Annotated in this window: 16 protein-coding genes; 7 read left to right on the forward strand and 9 right to left on the reverse strand. The window is 71.5% G+C overall.

Translation table 11 applies throughout. From position 1 onward, the window contains the following. Positions 1-50 precede the first annotated feature (50 nt). Positions 51-920 carry an NAD(P)-dependent oxidoreductase gene (locus ACIBQX_RS16635; RefSeq protein ID WP_397005447.1) on the forward strand — a complete coding sequence of 290 codons (870 nt, stop codon included), beginning with the start codon at positions 51-53 and terminating at the stop codon, positions 918-920. A 33-nt stretch (positions 921-953) separates the two neighbouring features. On the opposite strand, the gene ACIBQX_RS16640 is transcribed toward ACIBQX_RS16635, so the two are convergent. After that, on the reverse strand, positions 954-1808 hold the full coding sequence (locus tag ACIBQX_RS16640) for an NAD(P)-dependent oxidoreductase (RefSeq protein ID WP_397005175.1): 855 nt from the start codon (positions 1806-1808) through the stop codon (positions 954-956). Positions 1809-1898: 90 nt separating this feature from the next. On the opposite strand from ACIBQX_RS16640, the gene ACIBQX_RS16645 reads away from it, so the two are divergent. Further along, positions 1899-5180, forward strand: coding sequence for a BTAD domain-containing putative transcriptional regulator (locus ACIBQX_RS16645; protein WP_397005177.1), 3282 nt, complete (start codon positions 1899-1901; stop codon positions 5178-5180). A gap of 47 nt (positions 5181-5227) precedes the next feature. On the opposite strand, the gene ACIBQX_RS16650 is transcribed toward ACIBQX_RS16645, so the two are convergent. Then, the gene (locus tag ACIBQX_RS16650) at positions 5228-6793 is read right to left on the reverse strand and encodes an MFS transporter (RefSeq protein ID WP_397005179.1); all 1566 of its coding nucleotides are present in this window, start codon (positions 6791-6793) and stop codon (positions 5228-5230) included. 162 nt (positions 6794-6955) lie between these two features. On the opposite strand from ACIBQX_RS16650, the gene glgB reads away from it, so the two are divergent. The 4 genes from glgB (at position 6956) to sppA (ending at position 14406) form a co-directional block, all read left to right on the forward strand. Beyond that, positions 6956-9121 carry a 1,4-alpha-glucan branching protein GlgB gene (glgB, locus tag ACIBQX_RS16655; protein ID WP_397005181.1) on the forward strand — a complete coding sequence of 722 codons (2166 nt, stop codon included), beginning with the start codon at positions 6956-6958 and terminating at the stop codon, positions 9119-9121. An 87-nt stretch (positions 9122-9208) separates the two neighbouring features. Then, the gene (locus tag ACIBQX_RS16660) at positions 9209-11131 is read left to right on the forward strand and encodes a S8 family peptidase (protein ID WP_397005183.1); all 1923 of its coding nucleotides are present in this window, start codon (positions 9209-9211) and stop codon (positions 11129-11131) included. A 142-nt stretch (positions 11132-11273) separates the two neighbouring features. Beyond that, positions 11274-12644, forward strand: coding sequence for a S8 family peptidase (locus ACIBQX_RS16665; protein ID WP_397005185.1), 1371 nt, complete (start codon positions 11274-11276; stop codon positions 12642-12644). A 64-nt stretch (positions 12645-12708) separates the two neighbouring features. Further along, positions 12709-14406, forward strand: a complete 1698-nt coding sequence (gene sppA / locus ACIBQX_RS16670; RefSeq protein WP_397005187.1) for a signal peptide peptidase SppA — start codon at positions 12709-12711, stop codon at positions 14404-14406. Between the two features lie 90 nt (positions 14407-14496). On the opposite strand, the gene ACIBQX_RS16675 is transcribed toward sppA, so the two are convergent. The 7 genes from ACIBQX_RS16675 to ACIBQX_RS16705 form a co-directional block, all read right to left on the reverse strand. Next, entirely contained in the window at positions 14497-14916 is a 420-nt protein-coding gene (locus ACIBQX_RS16675; RefSeq protein ID WP_397005189.1) for a type II toxin-antitoxin system VapC family toxin, read from the reverse strand. Next, a complete protein-coding gene (locus ACIBQX_RS16680; RefSeq protein ID WP_397005191.1) occupies positions 14913-15212 on the reverse strand; it encodes a type II toxin-antitoxin system Phd/YefM family antitoxin in 300 nt (99 codons plus the stop codon). The genes ACIBQX_RS16675 and ACIBQX_RS16680 overlap by 4 nt, the downstream gene beginning before the upstream one ends. Before the next feature lie 82 nt (positions 15213-15294). Next, positions 15295-15777, reverse strand: coding sequence for a flavin reductase family protein (locus ACIBQX_RS16685; protein WP_397005193.1), 483 nt, complete (start codon positions 15775-15777; stop codon positions 15295-15297). Between the two features lie 28 nt (positions 15778-15805). After that, the gene (locus tag ACIBQX_RS16690) at positions 15806-16723 is read right to left on the reverse strand and encodes an ABC transporter substrate-binding protein (RefSeq protein ID WP_397005449.1); all 918 of its coding nucleotides are present in this window, start codon (positions 16721-16723) and stop codon (positions 15806-15808) included. Between the two features lie 34 nt (positions 16724-16757). Further along, on the reverse strand, positions 16758-17429 hold the full coding sequence (locus ACIBQX_RS16695) for an ABC transporter permease (RefSeq protein ID WP_397005195.1): 672 nt from the start codon (positions 17427-17429) through the stop codon (positions 16758-16760). Next, the gene (locus tag ACIBQX_RS16700) at positions 17426-18100 is read right to left on the reverse strand and encodes an ABC transporter permease (protein WP_397005197.1); all 675 of its coding nucleotides are present in this window, start codon (positions 18098-18100) and stop codon (positions 17426-17428) included. The genes ACIBQX_RS16695 and ACIBQX_RS16700 overlap by 4 nt, the downstream gene beginning before the upstream one ends. After that, entirely contained in the window at positions 18093-19151 is a 1059-nt protein-coding gene (locus ACIBQX_RS16705; RefSeq protein WP_397005199.1) for an ABC transporter ATP-binding protein, read from the reverse strand. The genes ACIBQX_RS16700 and ACIBQX_RS16705 overlap by 8 nt, the downstream gene beginning before the upstream one ends. A gap of 253 nt (positions 19152-19404) precedes the next feature. On the opposite strand from ACIBQX_RS16705, the gene ACIBQX_RS16710 reads away from it, so the two are divergent. After that, positions 19405-20910 (forward strand): hypothetical protein, encoded by a 1506-nt coding sequence (locus ACIBQX_RS16710; RefSeq protein ID WP_397005201.1) that lies wholly within the window; start codon positions 19405-19407, stop codon positions 20908-20910. Positions 20911-20912: the final 2 nt, after the last annotated feature.

Here is a 20912-nt window from a genome sequence, read left to right on the forward strand (position 1 = left end):
GCGACGACGACCGTCCCCTGAACGGCACCCCGCTCCGGCCCGGGGCCACGATCGGCTTCGTCGGATTGGGCAACATGGGGCTGCCCATGGTCCGCCGGCTCATCGCGGCCGGCTACCGCGTCAACGGCTACGACCGGGCCGAGGCCGCGTCCGAGGCCCTGGTCGCGGCGGGCGGCACCGCCGTGCCCGCCGCCTCCGCCACCGCCCGCGACGCCGAGGCCGTGGTGCTCATGCTGCCCGACTCCGCCGCGGTGGAGGCCGTCATGGACGGCGACGGACTCCTTCAGGCGGCCGCGTCCGGAACCGTCGTCATCGACATGGGCTCGTCCCGTCCTCTGAACACCCGGGCCCTGGCGGCGCGGGCGGCCCTGAGGGGCGTCCGGCTGGTGGACGCGCCCGTCTCCGGCGGCGTCAAGGGCGCCGGGAACGGCACGCTCACCGTCATGGCCGGAGGCGAGCCGGCCGACGTCGACCGGGTGCGCCCGCTGCTGGAGGCCGTCGGCCGGCGTGTGCTGCACCTCGGGCCCGCCGGCGCCGGGCACGTGCTGAAGGCGCTGAACAACCTCATGTCGGCCACCCACCTGCTCCTCACCAGCGAGGCCATGCTCGCCGGGCAGCGCTTCGGCCTGGACCCGGCGACCATGCTGGAAGCCGTCAACGGCTCCAGCGGGCGCAGCGGCTCCACCGAGCGCAAGTGGCCGGACCACATCCTGCCGGAGACCTTCGACTCGGGCTTCGGCCTGCGCCTGATGCTCAAGGACATGCGCATCGGGGTCGAACTGGCCGAGGCCACCGGCGTCACCCCGAGACTCGGCCGGGCGGCGACCGAGCTGTGGTCCGACGCCGCCGACCACCTACCCCCCACCGCCGACCACACCGAGATCGTCAACCGCCTGCGCCAACTCCTCGACGAGGGTTGACCACCCGCTACGCGCACGGGCTCCAGCCGCCGCTCAGCGCAGTTCCTCGATCAGCCCCTGCAGCCCTTCGGCGCCGTGGCCGCGTGCGACGCGCTGGTCGATGATCGCCTTCAGGGGCAGGAGCAGGTCGGGCTTGACGCCCTGCTCCTCGAAGGCACGCACCAGGCCGGCCGCGCCGACCCGGTTGATCTCCAGGTTCGACACGTCGGTGCTGTAGTCGCCCGCCTCGATCTGCTCGGCCAACTGAGGCATGGTGCTCGCCATCGCGTTCAGCCACGGAACCAGCAGCGTGCTGGTGAACTCGACCACCGGCACCTTCTCCGAGGCCACCAGCGCCACGGCCTCCAGGACTCCGGCGAACTGGCCGTACATGCCGGTCAGCATGGCCAGGTCCAGCAGCGGGGCCAGGCCCGGGTCGGCGCCCACGAAGCGCGGCTCGGCCATGATCCCCAGCGTGTCCCGATGCCCGTCGAAGGCGGCCTGCGAGCCGCTGTAGAGGATCAGCGCGCCGGGGTTGCCGATCATCTGGGGGACGGCCATGACGCCGCCGTCCAGGTAGTCGCCACCCCGCCCGGCCACCAGCCGAGCCGTCTCACGGGCTTCCGAGGGGCGGCCGTTGGTGAGGTTCACCAGGACGCGGCCGTCCAGCGGGACGTCCGTCAGCAACGCGTGCACCGCCACGTAGTCCAGCACGCACACGATCACCAGCGGGCTCGCCGCCACCGCCTCGGCCACCGTCGCCGCCCGTGTCGCGCCCCTGGCGACCAGGTCGTCGCCCTTGCCCGCCGAGCGGTTCCACACGGTGACCTGGTGGCCCGCGTCCAGGAGGGAGCCGGCCAGCGCCTGCCCCATGAGACCGAGGCCCAGGATCGAAATAGAGTTCGACATTTCCGCATTTCCTTCTACGAGGTGTTGGACTGACACCACGATGCGGAACGACGGTTATGGTGCGGTTCGGAGATGGTTATGGGGGGGCGGATGAGGTTCGGGGTGCTGGGGCCCCTGGCCGTGTGGACGGCGGCCGGGGAGCCGGTCCAGGTGCCCGAGGTCAAGGTCCGCGCGCTCCTGGCCGACCTGCTCGTGCACCGGGGCGTGCCCGTGTCCACCGACCGGCTGATCGAGGACCTGTGGGGCGACCGTCCGCCCGGCAACGCGCCCGCCGCACTCCGCGTCAAGGCCTCCCAGCTGCGCAAGGCGCTGGCCGACCGCGACGTGGTGACCTTCCAGCCGCCGGGCTACCTGCTCCGGGTGGCCGCCGAGGAGGTGGACGCGGGCCTGTTCCAGGCCCTGCTCGGCCGCGCCGGGCACACGACCGACCTCACCGTACGACGTGCGCTGCTGACCCGGGCCCTGGAGCTGTGGCGAGGAGAGGCGTACGGCGAGTTCGCCGACGAGGAGTTCACCAGGACCGCCATCGCCAGGCTGGACGAGCAGCGGCTGGTGGCGATGGAGTCTCTCGCCGAGACCCGCCTCGGCCTCGGCGAGCACGACCTGCTGGCGGCGGAGCTGACCGACCTGGTGCGACGGCACCCGCTGCGCGAACGCCTGCACGCCGTACACCTGCGCTCCCTCTACCGCGCCGGCCGTCAAAGCGAGGCCCTCACCCGTTACGCCGCCCTACGCGCCCGACTGGCCGACGACCTGGGCATCGATCCCGGTCCGGAGCTGGCAGCGGTACACCAGGCGATCCTGCGCCAATCGCCCGACCTCCACACCCCTGCCCTCCCCCGCACCGAGCTTCCCACCCTGCCCACCGGCCCTCGCACCAACCTCCCCGCGACACTCACCGCCCTGGTCGGCAGACGGGAAGCGGTGGCAGAGGTCCGCTCCCTCCTGACCACCACCACCAGGCTGATCACCCTCACCGGCCCCGGCGGCGTCGGCAAGACCCGCCTGGCCCTGGAAGTCGCCAACCACCCCGAACCCACCCCCACCGGGCACGTGGGGGTGGCAGATCCCCTCTCACCCCCGGCCCAGCACCCTGCCCGAGAGACCGCTGGCATGGGGTTCGGGGGCGGGGTGTGGCTGGTGGAGTTGGGGGCGGTGCCCGTACAGGGGCGAGGGGGTGTGGCGGACGCGGTGGCGAAGGTCCTGGGGGTGCGGGACGACATGCCCGGCTCCTTGACCGACCGGCTGGCCACGGCGTTGCGGGGCGGGCGGACGCTGCTGGTGCTGGACAACTGCGAGCACGTGGTGGACGAGGTCGCCGAGCTGGCGGGGGCGTTGCTGCGGGCGGCGCCGGGGCTGCGGGTGCTGGCGACGAGTCAGGAGCCGCTGCGGGTCGCGGGCGAGACGGTGTGGAGCGTGCCGCCGCTGACGCGTGAGGCCGCCGCCGAGCTGTTCCGCGCGCGGGCGGGCGTCCGGCTGGACGACGACGCCGCGGTGGCGGAGATCTGCGAGCGGCTGGACGGGATCCCGCTCGCGCTGGAGCTGGCCGCCACCCGGATGCGGGCGCTGACCCCGCGCCAGCTGGCCGACCGGCTCGACGATCGGTTCCGGGTGCTCGCCTCGGGCCGGCGAGGCGCGCCCGCCAGGCAGCAGACGTTGCGCGCGATGATCGCCTGGAGCTGGGAGCTGCTCACCGACGCCGAACGCCTGGTGCTGCGCCGCCTGGCCGTGCACACGGGCGGGTGGACCCTGGAGGCGGCCGAGGCCGTCTGCGCGGACTCGGACCTGGACGTCGTGGACGTGCTGACGCGCCTGGTGGACCGATCCCTGGTGGTGGCCGAGCCGGCACAGCCGCTCGACGGCCCGTCGGAGGTGGCCCGATCAACGCACTCCGTCCACCGCCCGTCGGAGGTGGGTGGGCGGCGTTATCGGCTGCTGGAGTCGGTGGCCGCTTACTGCCGGGAGCGTTCGGCCGAGGCCGGGGAGCTGGACGTGGTGCTGCTCCGGCATACCCGCCACTACGCCGACCTGGCCGAGCGCGCCGAGCCGCACCTGCGCGGGCGCGAGCAGCGCCGCCTGCTCGCCGTCCTCGACGCCGAGAGTGACAACATCCGCGCCGCGATCGAGGCTTCGGTACGTCTCGGCGCGGCGGAAGAGGCCGTCCGGCTGGTGAACGCGACCGCCTGGTACTGGGTGCTGCGCGGCAGGCTGGGCGAGGGCCGTCGGGCGCTGGAGTCGGTGGTGGCCATCTCCGGCGACGCCCAGGCCCGGATCTGGCTGACCGGCCTGTCCCTCCTCGCCGGAGACCCCCGGCAACCCGGCACGACGCAGCCCGTCACCGAGGACAGGACATCGGGTCAGGGTGAGTTGCGGTGGTTCGATACCGGGTTGTTCGAGGCTGTCGAGGATCCGCTTGCGCGGGCCAGGGCGCGGTGGTTCGCGGGGTTCACGTTGTTCGGGTTCGACGACCTGTCGGCGAGTGTGCGGCTCATCGACCAGGCGCTGGGTGAGTTCCAGGCGCTGGGCGACACCTGGGGCACCGCCGCGGCGCTGAACGTACGGGCCAGATGGGCGGCGATGCGCGGCGACGTGGCGGCGCTGCGGGAGGACGGCGAGCGGGGGCTGGTGCTGTTCCGCGAGGCGGGCGACCGGTGGGGTGAGATGCGGGCCGTGGAGAACCTCAGCACGCACGCCGAGATCACCGGCGACTACGAGCGCGCCGCCGAGTTGCGACGCGAGGGACTGCGCAGGGCCGAGGAGCTGGGGCTGTGGAGCGCGGTGTCGGACGCGCTGTCCCGGCTGGGCCGGATCGCCCTGCTGACCGGCGACCACGCGCTGGCGGAGGACTACCACGAGCGGGCCAGGGTGCTGGCCGTGTCGCAGTCGAACCGGCCGGCCGAGGAGTTCGCCGAGGTGGGGCTGGCGCTGGTGGCCAGGAGGCAGGGGCGGCTGGATGAGGCGGAGCGCCGGCTGCGCTCCCAGCTGGGGTGGGTGCGCGAGGTGTCGGGCGATCCGGGGGCGGCGCTGATCCTGGCGGAGCTGGGTTTCGTCGCCGAGCGGCGCGGCGACGCGGCGGGCGCGCTCGGCCTCCACCAGCAGAGCCTGGCGGCTGCCCGCAAGGTCGGTGACCCGCGCGCGGTGGCGCTGGCGTTCGAGGGGCTCGCGGGGGCTCGGGCGCTGGAGGGACGGCACGAGGAGGCGGCGCGACTGCTGGGCGGGGCCGCCGCGCTCAGGGAGTCGGTGGGAGCGCCCCTGCCTCCCGCCGAACGCGGCGACGTCGACCGCATCACCGAGGCTGTACGCCAGGCCCTCGGCGACGAGGCGCTCACCGCCGCGCTGACGGCCGCCGCCCAACCCAACGAAACCTTCTGAATCGGACCGAGGGCTGCCCGGAAGGCTGGAGGTGCGGGTAGGGCGCGTCACTCAGCCGAGTGCGCCGGTTCCCGGACCAAGGGCTCTTCGGACGGCTGGAGCGCGGATGGGGGGACGTGGCGGAGGGTGGTCACGGCGAGGGCCGCCGCCGCCATCAGCACCACGGCGCTCACCGCCGCGGTGACGGCCAGGCCGTCGGTGAAGGCCGCGCGGGCGGCGGCGAGCAGCGCGTCCGCCACCTCGGCCGGCCGGCCGCCGGCCACCGCCACCGCACCGCCGAGGGTGTCCGTGGCGACCTCCGCCGCCTGCGCGGGAACGCCTTCCGGTACGTCGAGCACGCTGCGGTAGACGGCGGCGGCGATGCTGCCGAAGACGGCCAGCCCGACCGCGCCGCCGAACTCCTGGACCGTCTCCGACAGGGCCGCCGCCGAGCCCGACCGTTCGGGCGGCGCGGAGCCGATCACCATGTCGGTGCCCAGGACCAGCATCGGAGCCGCCCCCAGGAAGAACACGAACTGCCCGGCGACCAGCAGCCAGAGCCCGGCTTCCGGCCCGGCGGCGGAGAGGGCGGTGAGCAGCAGGATGCCGGCGGCCGAGAGCACCAGGCCGGTGGCCGCGACCAGGCCGGGCCGGAGCCGCCGGGCCAGCATCGGCGCGAAGACGAACCCGGCGATGACCGCCAGGGTCGGCGGCAGGCTCCACAGCCCTGCCTCCAGCGGTGACAGGCCGAGCACGAGCTGCATGTACTGCGCGGCCAGCAGACCGATGCCCGGCCCGGTCAGGATGACCAGCATGAGCGTGCCCAGTGATCCGCTGAAGCGCCGCTCGGCGAAGAGCTTCAGGTCGAGAAGAGGGCCGGGGATCGTCCGCTGTCGCCGTACGAACACCAGGGCGAGGACGAGGCCGGAGAGCAGCGCGGCGAGCGCGGCCACGCCGGGGCCTTCGGCGGCGAGCTCCTTGAGACCGTAGATGACCGCGAGGGCGGCCACGATCGACAGGCCGACGCTGGCCAGGTCGAGGCGGTCGACGGCGGGCGCCCGGTATTCGGGCAGCAGCAACGGCCCGGCGACCAGCAGCACGACCATCACCGGCACGCCGAGCAGGAACACCGACCCCCACCAGAAGTGCTCCAGCAGCAGGCCGCCCACCAGCGGCCCGATCACCATGCCGCCGGTGAAGCCGACCATCCACACGCTGATCGCGGTGGTGCGCTGGGCGGGGTCGTGGAACATGTTGCGGATCAAGGACAGCGTCGACGGCATCAAGGTGGCCCCGGCCACGCCCAGCAGTGCCCGTGCCGCGATCAGCACCTCGGCGCTGGGCGCGAAGGCGGCCAGCGCCGAGGCGACGGCGAACGCGGCCGCGCCGATCAGCAGCAGGCGCCTGCGGCCGATCCGATCGCCCACCGTGCCCATCGTGATCAGAAAGCCGGCGATGAGGAACCCGTAGATATCGTTGATCCACAACAGCTGCGCCCCGGTCGGCCGGAGGTCCGCGCTCAGCGCGGGCACCGCCAGGTGCAGCACGGTCACGTCTATGGACAGCAGCAAGGTCGGCAGGATGAGGACGGCCAGGCCGATCCACTCCCGCTTGCCCGCACGTTTCATGTTCATGCATGGAAGGCTAGGAGCTCAAGCAAACTTGAGGTCAACTGATCGAAGTGGTGTTTACGGGCCGGATAAACCCAAGATTCAGCACTTTCGGTGATTGTCGCGGTGAATGCGGGCAGTGGCTGGGTTGGACGGTCGCCGTAGGGCAGGGTAAGGAACATGCCGATGAGGACAGAGCTCGACCGCCTCGCGGGCGGGGCGCATCATGATCCGCACTCCGTGCTGGGAGCGCACCCCGTCGCGGGCGGGGTCACTTTCCGCGCGCTGCGCCCGCTCGCCGAACGTGTCCAAGTGGTGCTGGAGGACGGCACCACGCATGACATGAGACACCAGGCGCATGGGGTGTTCGAGACCACTGTGCCGGGACTGGACAAGGTCCCCGGCTACACCCTGAGCGTTCAGTACGCCGGGGGTGAGCCGCATGAGACGAGCGACCCCTACCGCCACTGGCCCACGCTGGGCGAGGTGGACCTGCACCTGATCGGCGAGGGCCGGCACGAGCGGCTGTGGGAGGTGCTCGGCGCGCGGGTGATGGAGCACCAGGACGCGGCCGGCACGGCGTTCGCCGTCTGGGCGCCGAACGCCCGTGGCATCAGGGTCGTCGGCGACTTCAACCACTGGGACGGCACCGCCTACCCGATGCGCTCGCTGGGTCGTTCGGGGGTCTGGGAGTTGTTCGTCCCGGGCATCGGGGCGGGTGAGCGGTACAAGTACCAGGTGCTGGGCGCCGACGGCGTGTGGCGGGACAAGGCCGACCCGATGGCCAGGCGGACCGAGGTGCCGCCGCAGACGGCGTCGGTGGTGGAGCAGTCCCATTACGTCTGGCAGGACGCGGAGTGGATGGCCGAGCGCGGCGACAGGCAGGCGCAGCGCAGCCCCACCAGCATCTACGAGGTGCACCTGGGCTCGTGGCGGCCCGGCCTGTCCTACCTGGAGCTGGCGGACCAGCTCTCGGAGTACGTCGCGGACCTGGGGTTCACGCATGTGCAGCTGATGCCGGTGGCCGAGCACCCGTTCGGCGGGTCATGGGGTTACCAGGTGACCTCCTACTACGCGCCGACGGCCAGGTTCGGCACGCCGGACGATTTCCGCCGGTTCGTGGACGAGATGCACCGGCGGGGCATCGGGGTGCTCCTCGACTGGGTGCCGGCGCACTTCCCGATGGACGACTGGGCGCTGGCCCGCTTCGACGGGACCCCGCTGTACGAGCACGCCGATCCGGGGCGGGGCGAGCACCCCGACTGGGGGACGTACGTCTTCGACTTCGGCCGCAGGGAGGTGCGTAACTTCCTGGTGGCCAACGCCGTCTACTGGCTGAAGGAGTTCCACATCGACGGCCTGCGGGTGGACGCCGTGGCCTCGATGCTCTACCTGGACTACTCCCGGCGCGAGGGCGAGTGGACGCCGAACGTCTACGGCGGCCGGGAGAACCTCGACGCGGTCGAGTTCCTCAAGGAGATGAACGCGGTCTGCTACCGGGAGGCGCCCGGCATCATCACCGTGGCCGAGGAGTCGACGGCCTGGCCGGGTGTGTCGCGGCCGGTGCACCTGGGCGGGCTCGGGTTCGGCTTCAAGTGGAACATGGGCTGGATGCACGACACGCTGGAGTATCTGCGGCACGAGCCGATCTTCCGGCAGTATCACCACCACCAGATGACCTTCTCCCTCATCTACGCCTACTCCGAGAACTACGTGCTGCCGCTGTCGCATGACGAGGTGGTGCACGGCAAGGGCTCGCTGATGGGCAAGATGCCGGGCGACGAGTGGCAGCGCTTCGCCCAGTTGCGGGCCCTGCTGGCCTTCATGTGGGCGCATCCGGGCAAGCAGCTGCTGTTCATGGGCGGGGAGTTCGGCCAGGGCTCGGAGTGGTCGGAGGAGCGCGGGCTCGACTGGTGGGTGCTGGAGTTCGACGGGCATCAGGGCGTGCAGCGGCTGGTGCGCGACCTCAACCGGTTCTACCGTGAGACGCCCGCGATGTGGGAGCAGGACACCCAGCCGGAGGGGTTCCGGTGGATCGACGCCGACGACGCGCCGGGCAACACGCTGTCGTTCCTGCGCTACGCGGACGACGGGTCCGCGGTGGCGTGCGTGGTCAACTTCAGTGGCGGGCCGCACGAGAGCTACCGGCTCGGCCTGCCGTACGGCGGGCAGTGGACGGAGGCGGTCAACACCGACGCCTACGAGTACTGGGGCAGCGGGGTGGGCAACCTGGGCTCGGTGGATGCCGTCGAGGAGCCCTGCCACGGCCTGCCGTACTCCACGACCCTGCGGGTGCCGCCGCTGGGGGCGGTGTGGTTGTCGAGGCCGGCGCCGAGCGGCGGTACGACCTGAAAGTCTGATGAGAAAGGGTTTGCAGGGGCTGTGCGGTCCTGACAAATCACCGTAAACTCCGAGATCATCCCGTCTCGGAGGACGCCGGTGCGACTTCGCCCCCTGATCGTGTGCTCGATGGTGCTGGCTCTGCTGCCCGCGGTGCCCGCCTTCGCCGATGATCCGACGCCGACGCCCACCCCCAGTGTCGCCCAGAGCGCTGAGGAGAAGGTGGAGGAGGGCTTAGCCGTCGACGGCGGCACCGTGCGCGCCATCGTCGAGCTGACCGACCCGGCGCAGCACGCGCCGGTGGCCGGCCGGGCGGCGGCCGACAGCGTGGAGGTCCTCCTCCAGCCGGCGAGCCAGCCGTTCATGGTCGTCGAGGGCACGGCCGAGGAGCTGGCCGCGCTCGCCGAGGACTCCCGGGTGACCTCCATCCACCGGGATCGCGCCTATCCGCCGTCGCTGGCCTCCAGCCTCAAGCTGATCGGCGCCGACCAGGCGCACGCCGCGGGCCACACCGGCAGCGGCCAGAACATCGCCATCCTGGACACCGGCATCGACCGCGATCATCCGTTCTTCGCGAACCGGATCGTCGCCGAGGCCTGCTTCTCCGCGACGGACTCGGACCTGGGCGCCGAGTCGCTCTGCCCGAACGGGCAGATCAGTGAGACCGGGCCCGGCTCGGCCGACGCCGCCACCGCCAAGTGCCAGGCCGGCGGCGTGAACCTGTGCGAGCACGGTTCGCACGTCGCCGGCATCGCGGCCGGCAGCGGCGGCGTGGCGCCCGGCGCGGGGATCATCGCGATCCAGGTCTTCAGCCGGGTCAACGACGAGGAGATCTGCGGCGAGCCGTCCTGCCTGCTGGCTTTCGAGTCGTCGCTGCGGCTGGCCATGGAGCACGTGGCCGCGATGAGCGAGCCGATCGCGGCGGTGAACCTGAGCCTGGGCGGCATGCCGTCCGACGTCTCCTGTGACGACAGCGAGGAGGCGCGGGCCTTCAAGCCGTCGATCGACGCCCTGCTCGCCAAGGGCACGGCGACCGTGGTGGCCGCGGGCAACGAGTTCTTCGAGGGGGCCTCCTTCCCCGCGTGCATCTCCTCGGCGGTGGCGGTGGGCGCCAACGACGACGGCGACGCCATCGCCGACTTCTCCAACCGGGGCGCGCTGGTCGACCTGTTCGCGCCCGGTGTGGACATCGAGTCGTCGGTGCCGGACGACCAGATGGCCGTGCACAGCGGCACCTCGATGGCCGCCCCGCATGTGGCGGGCGCACTGGCGCTGCTGAAGGTCCAGTCGCCGCAGACACCGATGCCCGAGCTGATCGACAAGCTGAAGACCACCGGCAGGCCGTACGTCTATCAGGTGGACGGCGCGGAGGTCCGCACGCCACGCCTGGACGTGGCCGCCGCGCTGAACGGCACGGCCCCGCAGCCGGAGATCAGCCAGAACCCGCCGTCCGCTCCCGGCCCCGGCCCTGACGACCCGAACCCCGACCCGGATCCCGGCACCGACCCGGAGCCGGACCCGACGGGCAGCGGGCCCACGCCCGAGCCTCCGGTGGACGACGAGCCGGACCCGACGCCGATCCCGCTGCCGACCGTCACGGTCACGGTGACCGTCACGGTGACGCCGACGCCGACCACCACCGCGAAGGCCCCGGCCGTCTGCACGCGTGGCACGGCCACCAAGCGGATGACGGCCAAGCAGTGGGCCGTGGAGATCCACCGGAACAGCGGCAAGATGTCCGACCCGACGCTCACCTGCTATCTGCAGCTGGCGCACAAGGCCAGCAAGGTCTTCCCCGAGCTGACCAAGGCCTCGTCGCTGGGCAAGGCCTACCGGGTGCTGAAGGGCGCCAAGGCCGCCAAGCGGCAGCTGGACAGCGCCCTGCTCACCGGCTGGCTCAACTGGGCCCACGGGGTGAACAGCACCAAGACCCTTAAATCCTCGGAAAAGGTACGGCTGACCAGTAAGTCCACGAGCGCGGCCCTCAAGCGGGCAGCCACGAATATCACTAAATCTCGCTAAAGAGCACCTTGGCGGTTGCCTACCTCCGCCAACATTCGCATCTCTAACCTCCGTCACTTCGACAACCGAGGCATCACCGACAACACCCGTGGGGATCTTCGCCAGGACTTCCCCCGTCCGTCTGTGCTACCTCGGAGGATCGGTGCGTTCACGCTCACTCACGGCAGGCGTCCTGGCGCTCGCCACGGCCACGGCGGTGCTCACCGCAGCCCAGCCCGGCTATGCCCATGCCCACGTCCCCGACGTCGGTGACCCGACCATCAGTCCCGGCCTGATCGCCGAGCTCAGCAGCCGGCCGAAGGTGCGCTCGATCGTCGAGCTGAACCCGGGCGAGAGCGTCAGCACCGTCGCCGGCGACGTCGAGAAGATCTCCGCCACGGCCAGCGTGCTGGAGGCCACCCGCTCCCCGCACTTCTTCGTCGCCGAGGTCGACAGCGCCACACTGGCCGGGCTGCGGAAGGACCCCCGGGTCAGGTCGGTGTACCCGGACACGCTCAGCCAGGCCTTCCTGGACACCAGCACCAGGGCGATCTCGTCGGACGTCGCCAACGCGGCCGGCTGGACCGGCACCGGCACCACCGTGGCCGTCCTGGACACCGGGATCGACCGTGACCATCCGTTCATGGCCGGCCGGATCGTGGACGAGGCCTGCTTCTCCACCTCCGACCCGAGCTCCGGGGCCGTGTCGCTCTGCCCGAACCGCCAGTCCAGCCAGACCGGCCCCGGCGCGGCCGACGCCGAGACCGCGCAGTGCCTCGTCGGCGGCGCCAACCGGTGCGCCCACGGCACGCACGTGGCGGGCATCGCGGCGGGCCGGGCGGTGGCGGGGGCGCCCGCCAACGGCGTCGCCCCGGCCGCCGGCATCCTGCCCGTCCAGGTCTTCAGCCGCTTCGACGACATCCAGACCTGCGGTGGCGCGGCGCCCTGCTACATGAGCTACACCTCCGACCAGAAACTCGCGCTGGAGTACGTCGCCCGCGTGGCCAGGACGCACAACGTGGCCGCGGTCAACATGAGCCTCGGCGGAGGCGGCCCGCACCGGCAGCACTGCGACGCCGACCCGCAGGCCGCCGCCCTGAAGCCCCAGTTCGACGCGCTGCTGGGCGCCGGGGTCGCGCCGATCGTCGCGGCGGGCAACGCCGGCTGGCGGGACGCCGTCGCCTCCCCCGCCTGCATCTCCAGCGCGGTCGCCGTGGGCGCCACGAACGACAACGGCCAGGTCGTCACGTTCTCCAACCGGGGCAGACTGCTGGACCTGCTCGCGCCGGGCGTGCGCGTCACCTCCTCGGTGCCGGACGACGCCTACCGGTCGCTGAGCGGCACGTCCATGTCGACGCCGCATGTGGCCGGGAGTTTCGCGCTGATGAAGCAGGCGTACCCCACCCTCAGCCCGGCGCAGGTCCTTCAGCGGATGCAGGCGACCGGCACCCCGATCACCTACAACCTCTTCCCTCCGCGCGTCACCACGGTTCAGGTCAACGTCGGTGCCGCCACCGCCGGAGCACGCGTCTGAGCCGGTGTCCGCTTCGGCAGTAGTTGGCCGCCCATGGCCGACTACTGCCGCTTAGGGTGGCTCTATGGACGCAGGCAAGGCGATCTTCGAAGGCATCGACAAGCTCCGTCAGCGGCGCACCGCGCCCCTGGTTCTCGAGCTCGACCTCACCGAGGGGCTGACGGAAGGACCGCCTTCCGACCCGCTCGCCGCGGTGCTGTCCATGCGCAAGCCCCGTCTGGCCGACGTGCTGTCCGGGCTCAAGCGGGCCGTCAAGGACCCGCGGGTCAAGGCGCTGATCGTGAAGATCGGCGGCAACCCGATCGGGCTGGCGATGGTCCAGGAGCTCCGCCAGGCCGTGGTCGCCTTCCGCGCCTCGGGCAAGCTGACGGTCGCCTTCGGCGAGACGTTCGGCGAGTTCGGCGGCGGCACCGTGCCCTACTACCTGGCCAGCGCCTTCGAACGCGTCTACCTGCAGCCCAGCGGCGACATCGGGCTGACCGGCGTGGCCCTGGAGCAGCGGTTCGTCAAGGGGGCGCTGACCAAGCTGGGCGTCGACTACGAGATGGGCCAGCGGCACGAGTACAAGACCGCCGCCAACACCTTCACCCAGGACCACATGACCGAGCCGCACCGCGAGTCCATGGCCCGCATCGTGGAGTCGGTCACCGAGCACCTCGTCGCGGGCATCGCCGAGGGCCGCCGGCTCGACCCGGCCAAGGTCCGCGAGCACATCGACCGGGGCCCGTTCATCGGCCGCGAGGCGCTGGAGGCCGGGCTGGTCGACGGGCTGGCCTACCGGGACGAGGTGTACGACGAGGTCAAGCAGTCCACCGGCGGCGACACCCACCTGCTGTACGTCTCCCGCTACGCCCGTGGCGCCGCCGCACGCAAACTGCCGCAGCCGACCGCCGCCGGCATCGCCCTCATCCACGGCATCGGCCAGATCCGCACCGGGCGCAGCGGCCGCAGCCCGCTCGGCGGAGGCGGCGCGATGGGCTCCGACACGATCAGCGCCGCACTGCGGGCCGCCCGCCGCGACGAGCACGTCAAGGCCGTCGTCTTCCGGGTGGACAGCCCCGGCGGTTCGTATGTCGCCTCCGACACCGTCTGGCGGGAGGTCGTGCTCACCCGCAAGGTCAAGCCGGTCATCGTCTCCATGGGCGACCTGGCCGCCTCCGGCGGCTACTTCGTCGCCATGGCCGCCGACATGATCGTCGCCCAGCCCGGCACGCTGACGGGCTCCATCGGCGTCTTCGGCGGCAAGCCGGTGCTCTCCCAGCTCCTGGAGCGGATCGGCGTCAACACGGAGCTGGTCGCCGAGGGCGCCAACGCCGGCATGTTCTCCACCTCACGCGCCTTCTCGCCGGAGCAGTGGGAGCGGGTCAACGCCTGGCTGGACCGCATCTACGACGACTTCGTCGGCAAGGTGGCCCAAGGCCGCGACCTCACCCGCGACCGGGCCCACGAGCTGGCCCGGGGCCGCGTCTGGACCGGCGCCGACGCCCACGCCCGTGGGCTGGTGGACGAGCTCGGCGGCCTGGAGGACGCCATCGCCCTGGCCAGGAAGCGTGCCCGCCTGTCCGACGACGCCCCGGTGCGCACCTTCCCCCGCCTCAACCCGCTGGAGCGGCTGCGCGGCCCGGACTCCAGCGACGACCGGGCCGCCGCACTCACCCGGATCCGGCTCGACGCCTGGGGCCCCCTGGCCCGCCTCTCAGCCGAACTCGGCCTCCCGGCCACGGGCCCCCTCACCCTCCCGGCGTGGTACACGATCCGCTGACCGGGTACGCCGGCCACCCGGCCATGACATACTCCCCCGGTCGGCATGGGCTCCATTACCAGGGCGTTGCCGATATCGTCGGCAACGCCCTCAGCGTTGGTCGGGGTGGGTGACCGGCTCCACTGTGAGCAGGCCCTCCAAGCCCTTGAAGTCGCCGGGATTGACCGTGTAGAGCGGCAACCGGTTGGCCACCGCCACGGAGGCGATCAGCAGATCAGCGGTGTTGCTTCTGGGATTGCGGCCTGCCTCTTTGACGGCCGTGTAAACCCGTCCGAAGGCGCGAGCCGCCGCGACGTCGAACGGGATCGGCTCGAACTCCGACTCTACGCGGGCGAGCACGTCCTGCCTGCTGGCCCGCTTGAGGGGGTCGTCAGCCACCAGCGGCCCCACCGCGAGCTCGGCCAGCGTCACCGTGCAGATGGCGGGACGCTCCGGCAACTCCGCCGGATCCAACCGCGCAGCGAGAACCAAGATGTTGGTGTCGAGAAGCCCGGCCTCCTCGCCGATCACGTGGCGCTCCTCTTGGCACGCTCCCAGGGATCGTAGTCCTCGTCGTTGAAGGCGGTCCGCACGTCGTCCTCGAACTCCTTGTCGTCAATGACCGGAGCATTCGCGAAAACCGCCATGAGCCGTTCTTTCGGGACGAAGGTCCGGCGGCGGCTTATGGGGGTGACGGTCGCGATCTTGTGACCGTGGCGTGTCAGCGTGAAGGACTCGCCTCGCTCGACGGCGTCCATGATCTCGCTCGCCCGGTTCTTCAAATCGCGCTGGTTGATCTCGGGCGGCTCGTGCCATGCCTCGCTCATGGGAAAATCATATCCGGCCATCCCACAGCGTGCCACCTGGTGGGACAAAGGTGGATGAGGCGGACATCATCCGCATGGAGAGCTAGCCGCCCACCGCGCGATAACGGCCGCGTAGGCGTACCAAGGGCTGGAGGGTGGGGGTCACGTACGAGACGGCGAGGACGGTCGCGATGAAGAGGGTGTGGTCGCCGGCGGGCACCACCTGGGAGGTCTCCGCCTCCAGGGCGGCGACGCCGCCCTCCACCACCAGCGCGTCCGAGTGCGGGCCGCGGTGGTGCGGGGTGCCCGCCACCAGGTGGCGGGCGCCGGGGCGGCCGGCGGCGGCGAACCTGCTGGCCATGGCCGCCTGGCCGGAGGACAGCAGGGAGCACGCCCAGCGGTCCCGCCGGAGCAGGACCTCGTTGAGGTAGCCGCCGCTGTCCAGGCTGACCAGGACCAGCGGCGGCTCCAGCGAGACGGAGGCCAGCGCCGAGACGGTGACGCCCAGGTCGTCGCGGCCGTCGCGGACGGTGATGACCGCCACGCCCCCCGCGAGCTGTGCCATGGCGTCGGTGAACTCGCTCACGGCGAAGGCCTCCTGGGAACGGGACGGGTCAGCCGAGGCCGTTGGCGGTCAGCCATTCCTTGGCCACCGTCGCGGGCTCGTCCTTGTTGACAGAGATCTTCTGCATCATCTCCAGCAGGCCCTCGGTCGTCAGCTTGGCGGAGACGCCGTTGAGGGTGGTCCTGACGGTGTCGGTGGCGCCGGCCTTGTAGAGCAGCGGAGTCACGTTCTGGGCGGGGAAGATGTTCTTGGTGTCCTCAAGCGGCACCAGGTCGTTGGCAGTGATCTTGGGGTCGGTGGAGAAGACGTTGCCGACCTGGATCGAGCCGTCCTTGATGGCGTCGGCCGTGGTGGGGCCGGTGGGCTTCCACTGCTTGAACTCGATGCCGTAGACGTCCTTGAAACGCGTCTCCCAGCGCTTCTTGAACTCCGGCGGACCGCCCACGATCATGCCCTTCGACACCTTGGCCAGGTCTTCCATGGTGGTGAGCGACTGCTTGGTCTGGGTGTCCTTGGTGACCGACAGGGTGTCCTTGTCCTCGGCCGCGGCGGCGTCGAGCACTTCCAGCTCGGCCGGGAGCTTCTCCTTCAGCGCGGTGTTGATCTCCTCGGTGGTCGCCGCCGTGGTGGCCGGGTCGATGAAGGCCAGCAGATTGCCGTTGTACTCGGGCACCAGGGTCAGCCCGCCGCTCTTGACCTGGTCGTAGACGACCTCACGGCTGCCGATCCGCGGCTTCTCCTCCACCTGGACGCCCTTGGCCTCCAGCGCCTGGGCGTAGATCGACCCGAGCAGCACGCTCTCGTCGAAGTCGAACGAGCCGATCACGACCGGGCCGCCGGCGGCGGCCGACCCCGTGGCCGAGCCCGTGGGCACCGCGCTCGTGGTCTGCAGCGGATTGCCGCCGCCACCGCCGCAGGCGGACAACGCGAGTGTCGCGGACAACAGCATGGCCGCCGCGCTGAACATACGTCTCACAAGAAAACTCCTTTGGTACGACACATCAACGAACCTTCAACCGCTGGCTCACCCCCGGGGAGACGGTCACCCTCTGCGCGAGCATGAAGGCGAGCTGCACCACGAGTGCGAACAGCACAATCAACACAGAACCACCGACAACGCTGGAGTAATCCTGGGTCGCGAATCCATCGATCATGAAGCGCCCCAGCCCGCCCAGCCCCGTGTAGGCGGCGACGGTCGTGGTCGCCACCACCTGGATGGCGGAGAGCCGGAGCCCGAGCAGGATCAGGGGCAGCGCCACGGGCACCAGCACCCGCCCGAGCACCTGCCCGCCGCGCAACCCCATCCCGTACGCCGCGTCACGCAGCTCGGGGTCTACTCCCCTGATGCCCTCAAAGGTGTTGACCAGGATCGGCGGCACGGCCAGCAGCACCAGCGGAATGATCACCGGCCAGATGGACGCGGTGCCGAGCAGCAGCACGAACAGAACGAGGATGCCGAGCGTGGGCAGCGCCCTGGCCAGGTTGGCCGAGACGACCACGAGCACCTCGCCCCGGCCGGTGTGGCCGATCAGCAGCCCGAGCGGGATCGCGATCAGCATGGCCAGCGCGAGGGCCAGGACGGAGAACTCCAGGTGCTCCAGCAGCCGGACGGGAATCCCGTCGGGCCCGGACCACCGGGCGGGGTCGCCGAAGAAGTCGCTCAGCCAGTTCACGACGCCCTCCTCGCCCGCACCCACGGCGTGAGCAGCCGCTGGCAGAGGATCAGCAACCCGTCGACGACCAGCGCCAGCACCACGATCAGCACGATCCCGACGATGACCGGCGGCAGGAACGGGTTCTGGTAGGCCCTGGTGAAGAGCATGCCGAGGCCGCCCTGGCCGATCAGCGCGCCCACGCTCACCAGGCTGATGCTGGAGACCGCCACCACGCGCAGCCCGGCGAGCACCACGGGCGCGGCGATCGGCAGCTCCACCTGGAGCAGGCGGCGCAGCGGCGTGAAGCCCATCGCCACCGCCGACTGGCGGACGTGGTCGGGCACCGAGCCGAGCCCGTCGACCACCGCCGGGATGAGCACGGCCATGGCGTAGAAGGTCAGCGGGATGATCACGGTGATCGGGGAGAGCCCGGTGACCGAGATCAGCAGCATGAACACCGGTAGCGACGGCAGCGCGTAGATCACGTTGAACAGGCCCGACGTCGGCTGGTAGAGCCACCGCCAGCGCACGCTGGCCAGCCCGAGCGGCAGCGCGAGGACGAGCCCGGCCACGATGGGCACCAGCGACATCAGCAGGTGGTCGCCGAGCAGGTCGCTGATGCTGCCCACCCGGCCGGTGGCCCAGTTGCGGGCGAACCACTCCCAGAGTGTGGGCGGGCCGTCATCCATCGGCGGCCTCCGCCATCGCCTGGTCCAGCGCCTTCCTGGTGAGCACGCCGGCGACCTGGCCCGTCTCGTCCACGGCCACCGCGTTGCCCGACGGCGACAGCAGCGCCGCGTCGAGGGCCGAGCGCAGCGGGTCCTGGCCGTACAGGAACGAGCCGAACCGCTCCAGCTCGCCGGGCCGCTCCTTGGCGATCCAGCCCACCGGCCGGTCGTCCGGGGTGACGGCGAGCAGCCACGGTTCGTCCGTACTGCCCTCGAACCCCTCCGGGACGGTCAGGTCCGTGCGCAGCGGCAGGCCCGCGGTGGACACGAACTGCAGGCGGCGGATGCCCCGGTCACGGCCGAGGAACTCGCGGACGAAGTCGTCGGCCGGCTCCGACAGCAGCGTCTTCGGGTCCGCCAGTTGCGCGAGCGTGCCGCCGACGCGCAGGACCGCGACGCGGTCGCCGAGCTTGATGGCCTCGTCGATGTCGTGGGTGACGAAGACGATGGTCTTGTTCAGCTCCGCCTGGAGCCGGAGCAACTCCTCCTGCAGGCTGGTGCGGACGACCGGGTCCACCGCGCTGAACGGCTCGTCCATCAGCAGCACGGGCGGGTCCGCGGCCAGCGCCCTGGCCACGCCCACGCGCTGCTGCTGGCCGCCGGAGAGCTGGAACGGGTAACGCTCGGCCAGGCCCACGTCGAGGCCGACGCGCTCCAGCAGCTCCATGGCCCGGTCACGGGCCTTCTTGCGGCTCCAGCCGAGCAGGAACGGGACGGTGGCCACGTTGTCCACGATCTTGCGATGCGGGAAGAGCCCGGCCTGCTGGATGACGTAGCCGATGCCCCGGCGCAGGGTGGGCGGGTCGATGCTGCGCACCGGCTCGCCGTCGAGCAGGATCTGTCCTTCCGTTGCGTCGATCATCCGGTTGATCATCCGGAGAGACGTCGTCTTGCCGCAGCCCGACGGGCCGACGAACACGGTGATCTCGCCTGTAGGAGCCTCCAGGCTGAGACCGTCGACGGCGACGGTCCCGTCTGGATAGCGTTTGGTGACAGCGTCGAACGTGATCACGCGCGACCTTCCGCTTCAGGGCAGGGTCGCGGCCCCCCTGCCACGACCGCCGCATGATCTCTTGGGCCCCAGACTACGGCGATCCGACCGGGTCTGTCCTGTCGCCCCATGCTTAAACGCTTCACTGACCAGCTATTCCCTACGAATTATCGATCTGGTAGTGCGCCGGACCAGGGTGTGTTGGCATGATTGCCTCCATAAACCTCCGACGCCCCCCAAAGCGTCCGCTTCTCCACTAAGAGGGACCGGTCACGTGACTCACTCGATCACCGAGCAGCGCTCGCGCCCCGAGCTGGTCGCAGAGCTGTACGACCGGCACGCGGCCGGGCTGTTCGCGTACTGCGCCGACCAGCTCGGCGACCTGGGCTCCGCGGGTGACGTCCTGGTGGCCGTCCTCGGCGGCGTGCCCATGACGGGCGGGCAGCCGGCGCCCCCGCGTGCCGCCCTCTACGCGTTCGCCCGGCGCGAGATCCACCGGCGGGACGTCGTCTACGCGCCTCCCGTGGTCGACCCGCTCATCGACCCCGCCTCCGCCCTGGTCGAGCGGGCGCTGAGCGAGCTGCGCCTGCAGCAGCGCGAGGTGCTGCTGCTGACGCAGGTCTGCGGGCTCAACCGGACCGAGCTGGCCTGGGTGCTCGACGTGGCGCCCGACACCGCGGAAGAGCTAGCGGTCAACGCCGCGAACCGGTTCAAGCAGTCGCTCGGGCAGGCGCTGGCCGCCGCCGAGAAGCGGGTACCCAAGCCGATCGCCGACATCTACATCGCGCTGAGCGTCGCCCCGCTGCGCGACGTGCTCGGCCGCCTGCCGTGGCCGACGCCGCCGGGCACCCTGCGCATCCACTTCGCCGGATCGCTCTCGGCGGCCCCGGCGCCGCTGTTCGTCAAGCCGCGCTGGCCGGTGCCGCCCAACTGGCCGCTGCCGCTGGGCGAGGCCGACCCGGCGAGCACCACCAGGCTCTTCCCCGCCGAGCTGCTGACGCCCCCGTCGTCGTCGCGCACCCCCGAGCACGACGCCACCACGGCGCCGATGCCGAAACTGCGCCACCCCGGCGCCGAAGGCCCGGCGCCGTTCCCGTCGCAGGTCCGCTTCGGCGAGAAGCCGACGCCCTTCGCCGCGTTCGAGCCGCGCCGCAAGAAGCCCGGCGGGCAGCCTCCGAAGGCGCAGGACGAGCGGCCGTTCGTCATGCGGACACCGATGCCCGCCGACGTGCTCGACGACCTGCCGCCCAGGCCGCAGGCGGCGCCCGCGACCGGTGACGTGATCCTGCCCATGGACGTGCCGCCCGCGACGGGCGATTTCCTCCTGCCCAGGGACGCCGGCCCGCTGTTCACCCCCCGGTCACCGGCGAAGGAGCGCGACCGGGAGCCGGTCTACCGGATGCCGATGCCCGCCCCCGCCGACACCCAGCCGATCGCCGCCGTATCCATGACCGCCGCGACCGCGGCGCGCGAGCCCGAGGCCGTCAAGAGCGAGTCCTGGCCGCCGCCCCGCACGGCCGCGACCCCCAAGCCGTCCGGGCAGCAGAAGGCAGCGGCCGGCAAGAAGCCCGGCAGCACCAGGCCCGGACTCGACTCGCACGACACCCGCAAGCCCGTGGTCCGCAAGGCGCGGCCGGCCCAGGGCCCGCCCAAGCGGCGTCCGAGCAAGAAGCGGCGCTCGCGCCACCTCGACTGGGCCTGGGAGCTGATCGGCTTCGTCATCTGCGTGGTGATCGCGATGATCGTGTTCTTCTCGGTGCCGACGATCCTCAGCCCCTGACG

This window comes from Nonomuraea sp. NPDC049714, assembly GCF_044465295.1.
In the GTDB taxonomy this organism is placed as follows: domain Bacteria; phylum Actinomycetota; class Actinomycetes; order Streptosporangiales; family Streptosporangiaceae; genus Nonomuraea.

Excerpts from the sequence above, each read along its gene's own strand:
- ACIBQX_RS16640 (WP_397005175.1), bottom strand. The coding sequence starts at position 1,808 with ATGTCGAACTCTATTTCGATCCTGGGCCTCGGTCTCATGGGGCAGGCG.
- ACIBQX_RS16645 (WP_397005177.1), top strand. The coding sequence starts at position 1,899 with ATGAGGTTCGGGGTGCTGGGGCCCCTGGCCGTGTGGACGGCGGCCGGG.
- ACIBQX_RS16650 (WP_397005179.1), bottom strand. The coding sequence starts at position 6,793 with ATGAACATGAAACGTGCGGGCAAGCGGGAGTGGATCGGCCTGGCCGTC.
- glgB (WP_397005181.1), top strand. The coding sequence starts at position 6,956 with ATGAGGACAGAGCTCGACCGCCTCGCGGGCGGGGCGCATCATGATCCG.
- sppA (WP_397005187.1), top strand. The coding sequence starts at position 12,709 with ATGGACGCAGGCAAGGCGATCTTCGAAGGCATCGACAAGCTCCGTCAG.
- ACIBQX_RS16680 (WP_397005191.1), bottom strand. The coding sequence starts at position 15,212 with ATGAGCGAGGCATGGCACGAGCCGCCCGAGATCAACCAGCGCGATTTG.
- ACIBQX_RS16690 (WP_397005449.1), bottom strand. The coding sequence starts at position 16,723 with ATGTTCAGCGCGGCGGCCATGCTGTTGTCCGCGACACTCGCGTTGTCC.
- ACIBQX_RS16700 (WP_397005197.1), bottom strand. The coding sequence starts at position 18,100 with ATGGATGACGGCCCGCCCACACTCTGGGAGTGGTTCGCCCGCAACTGG.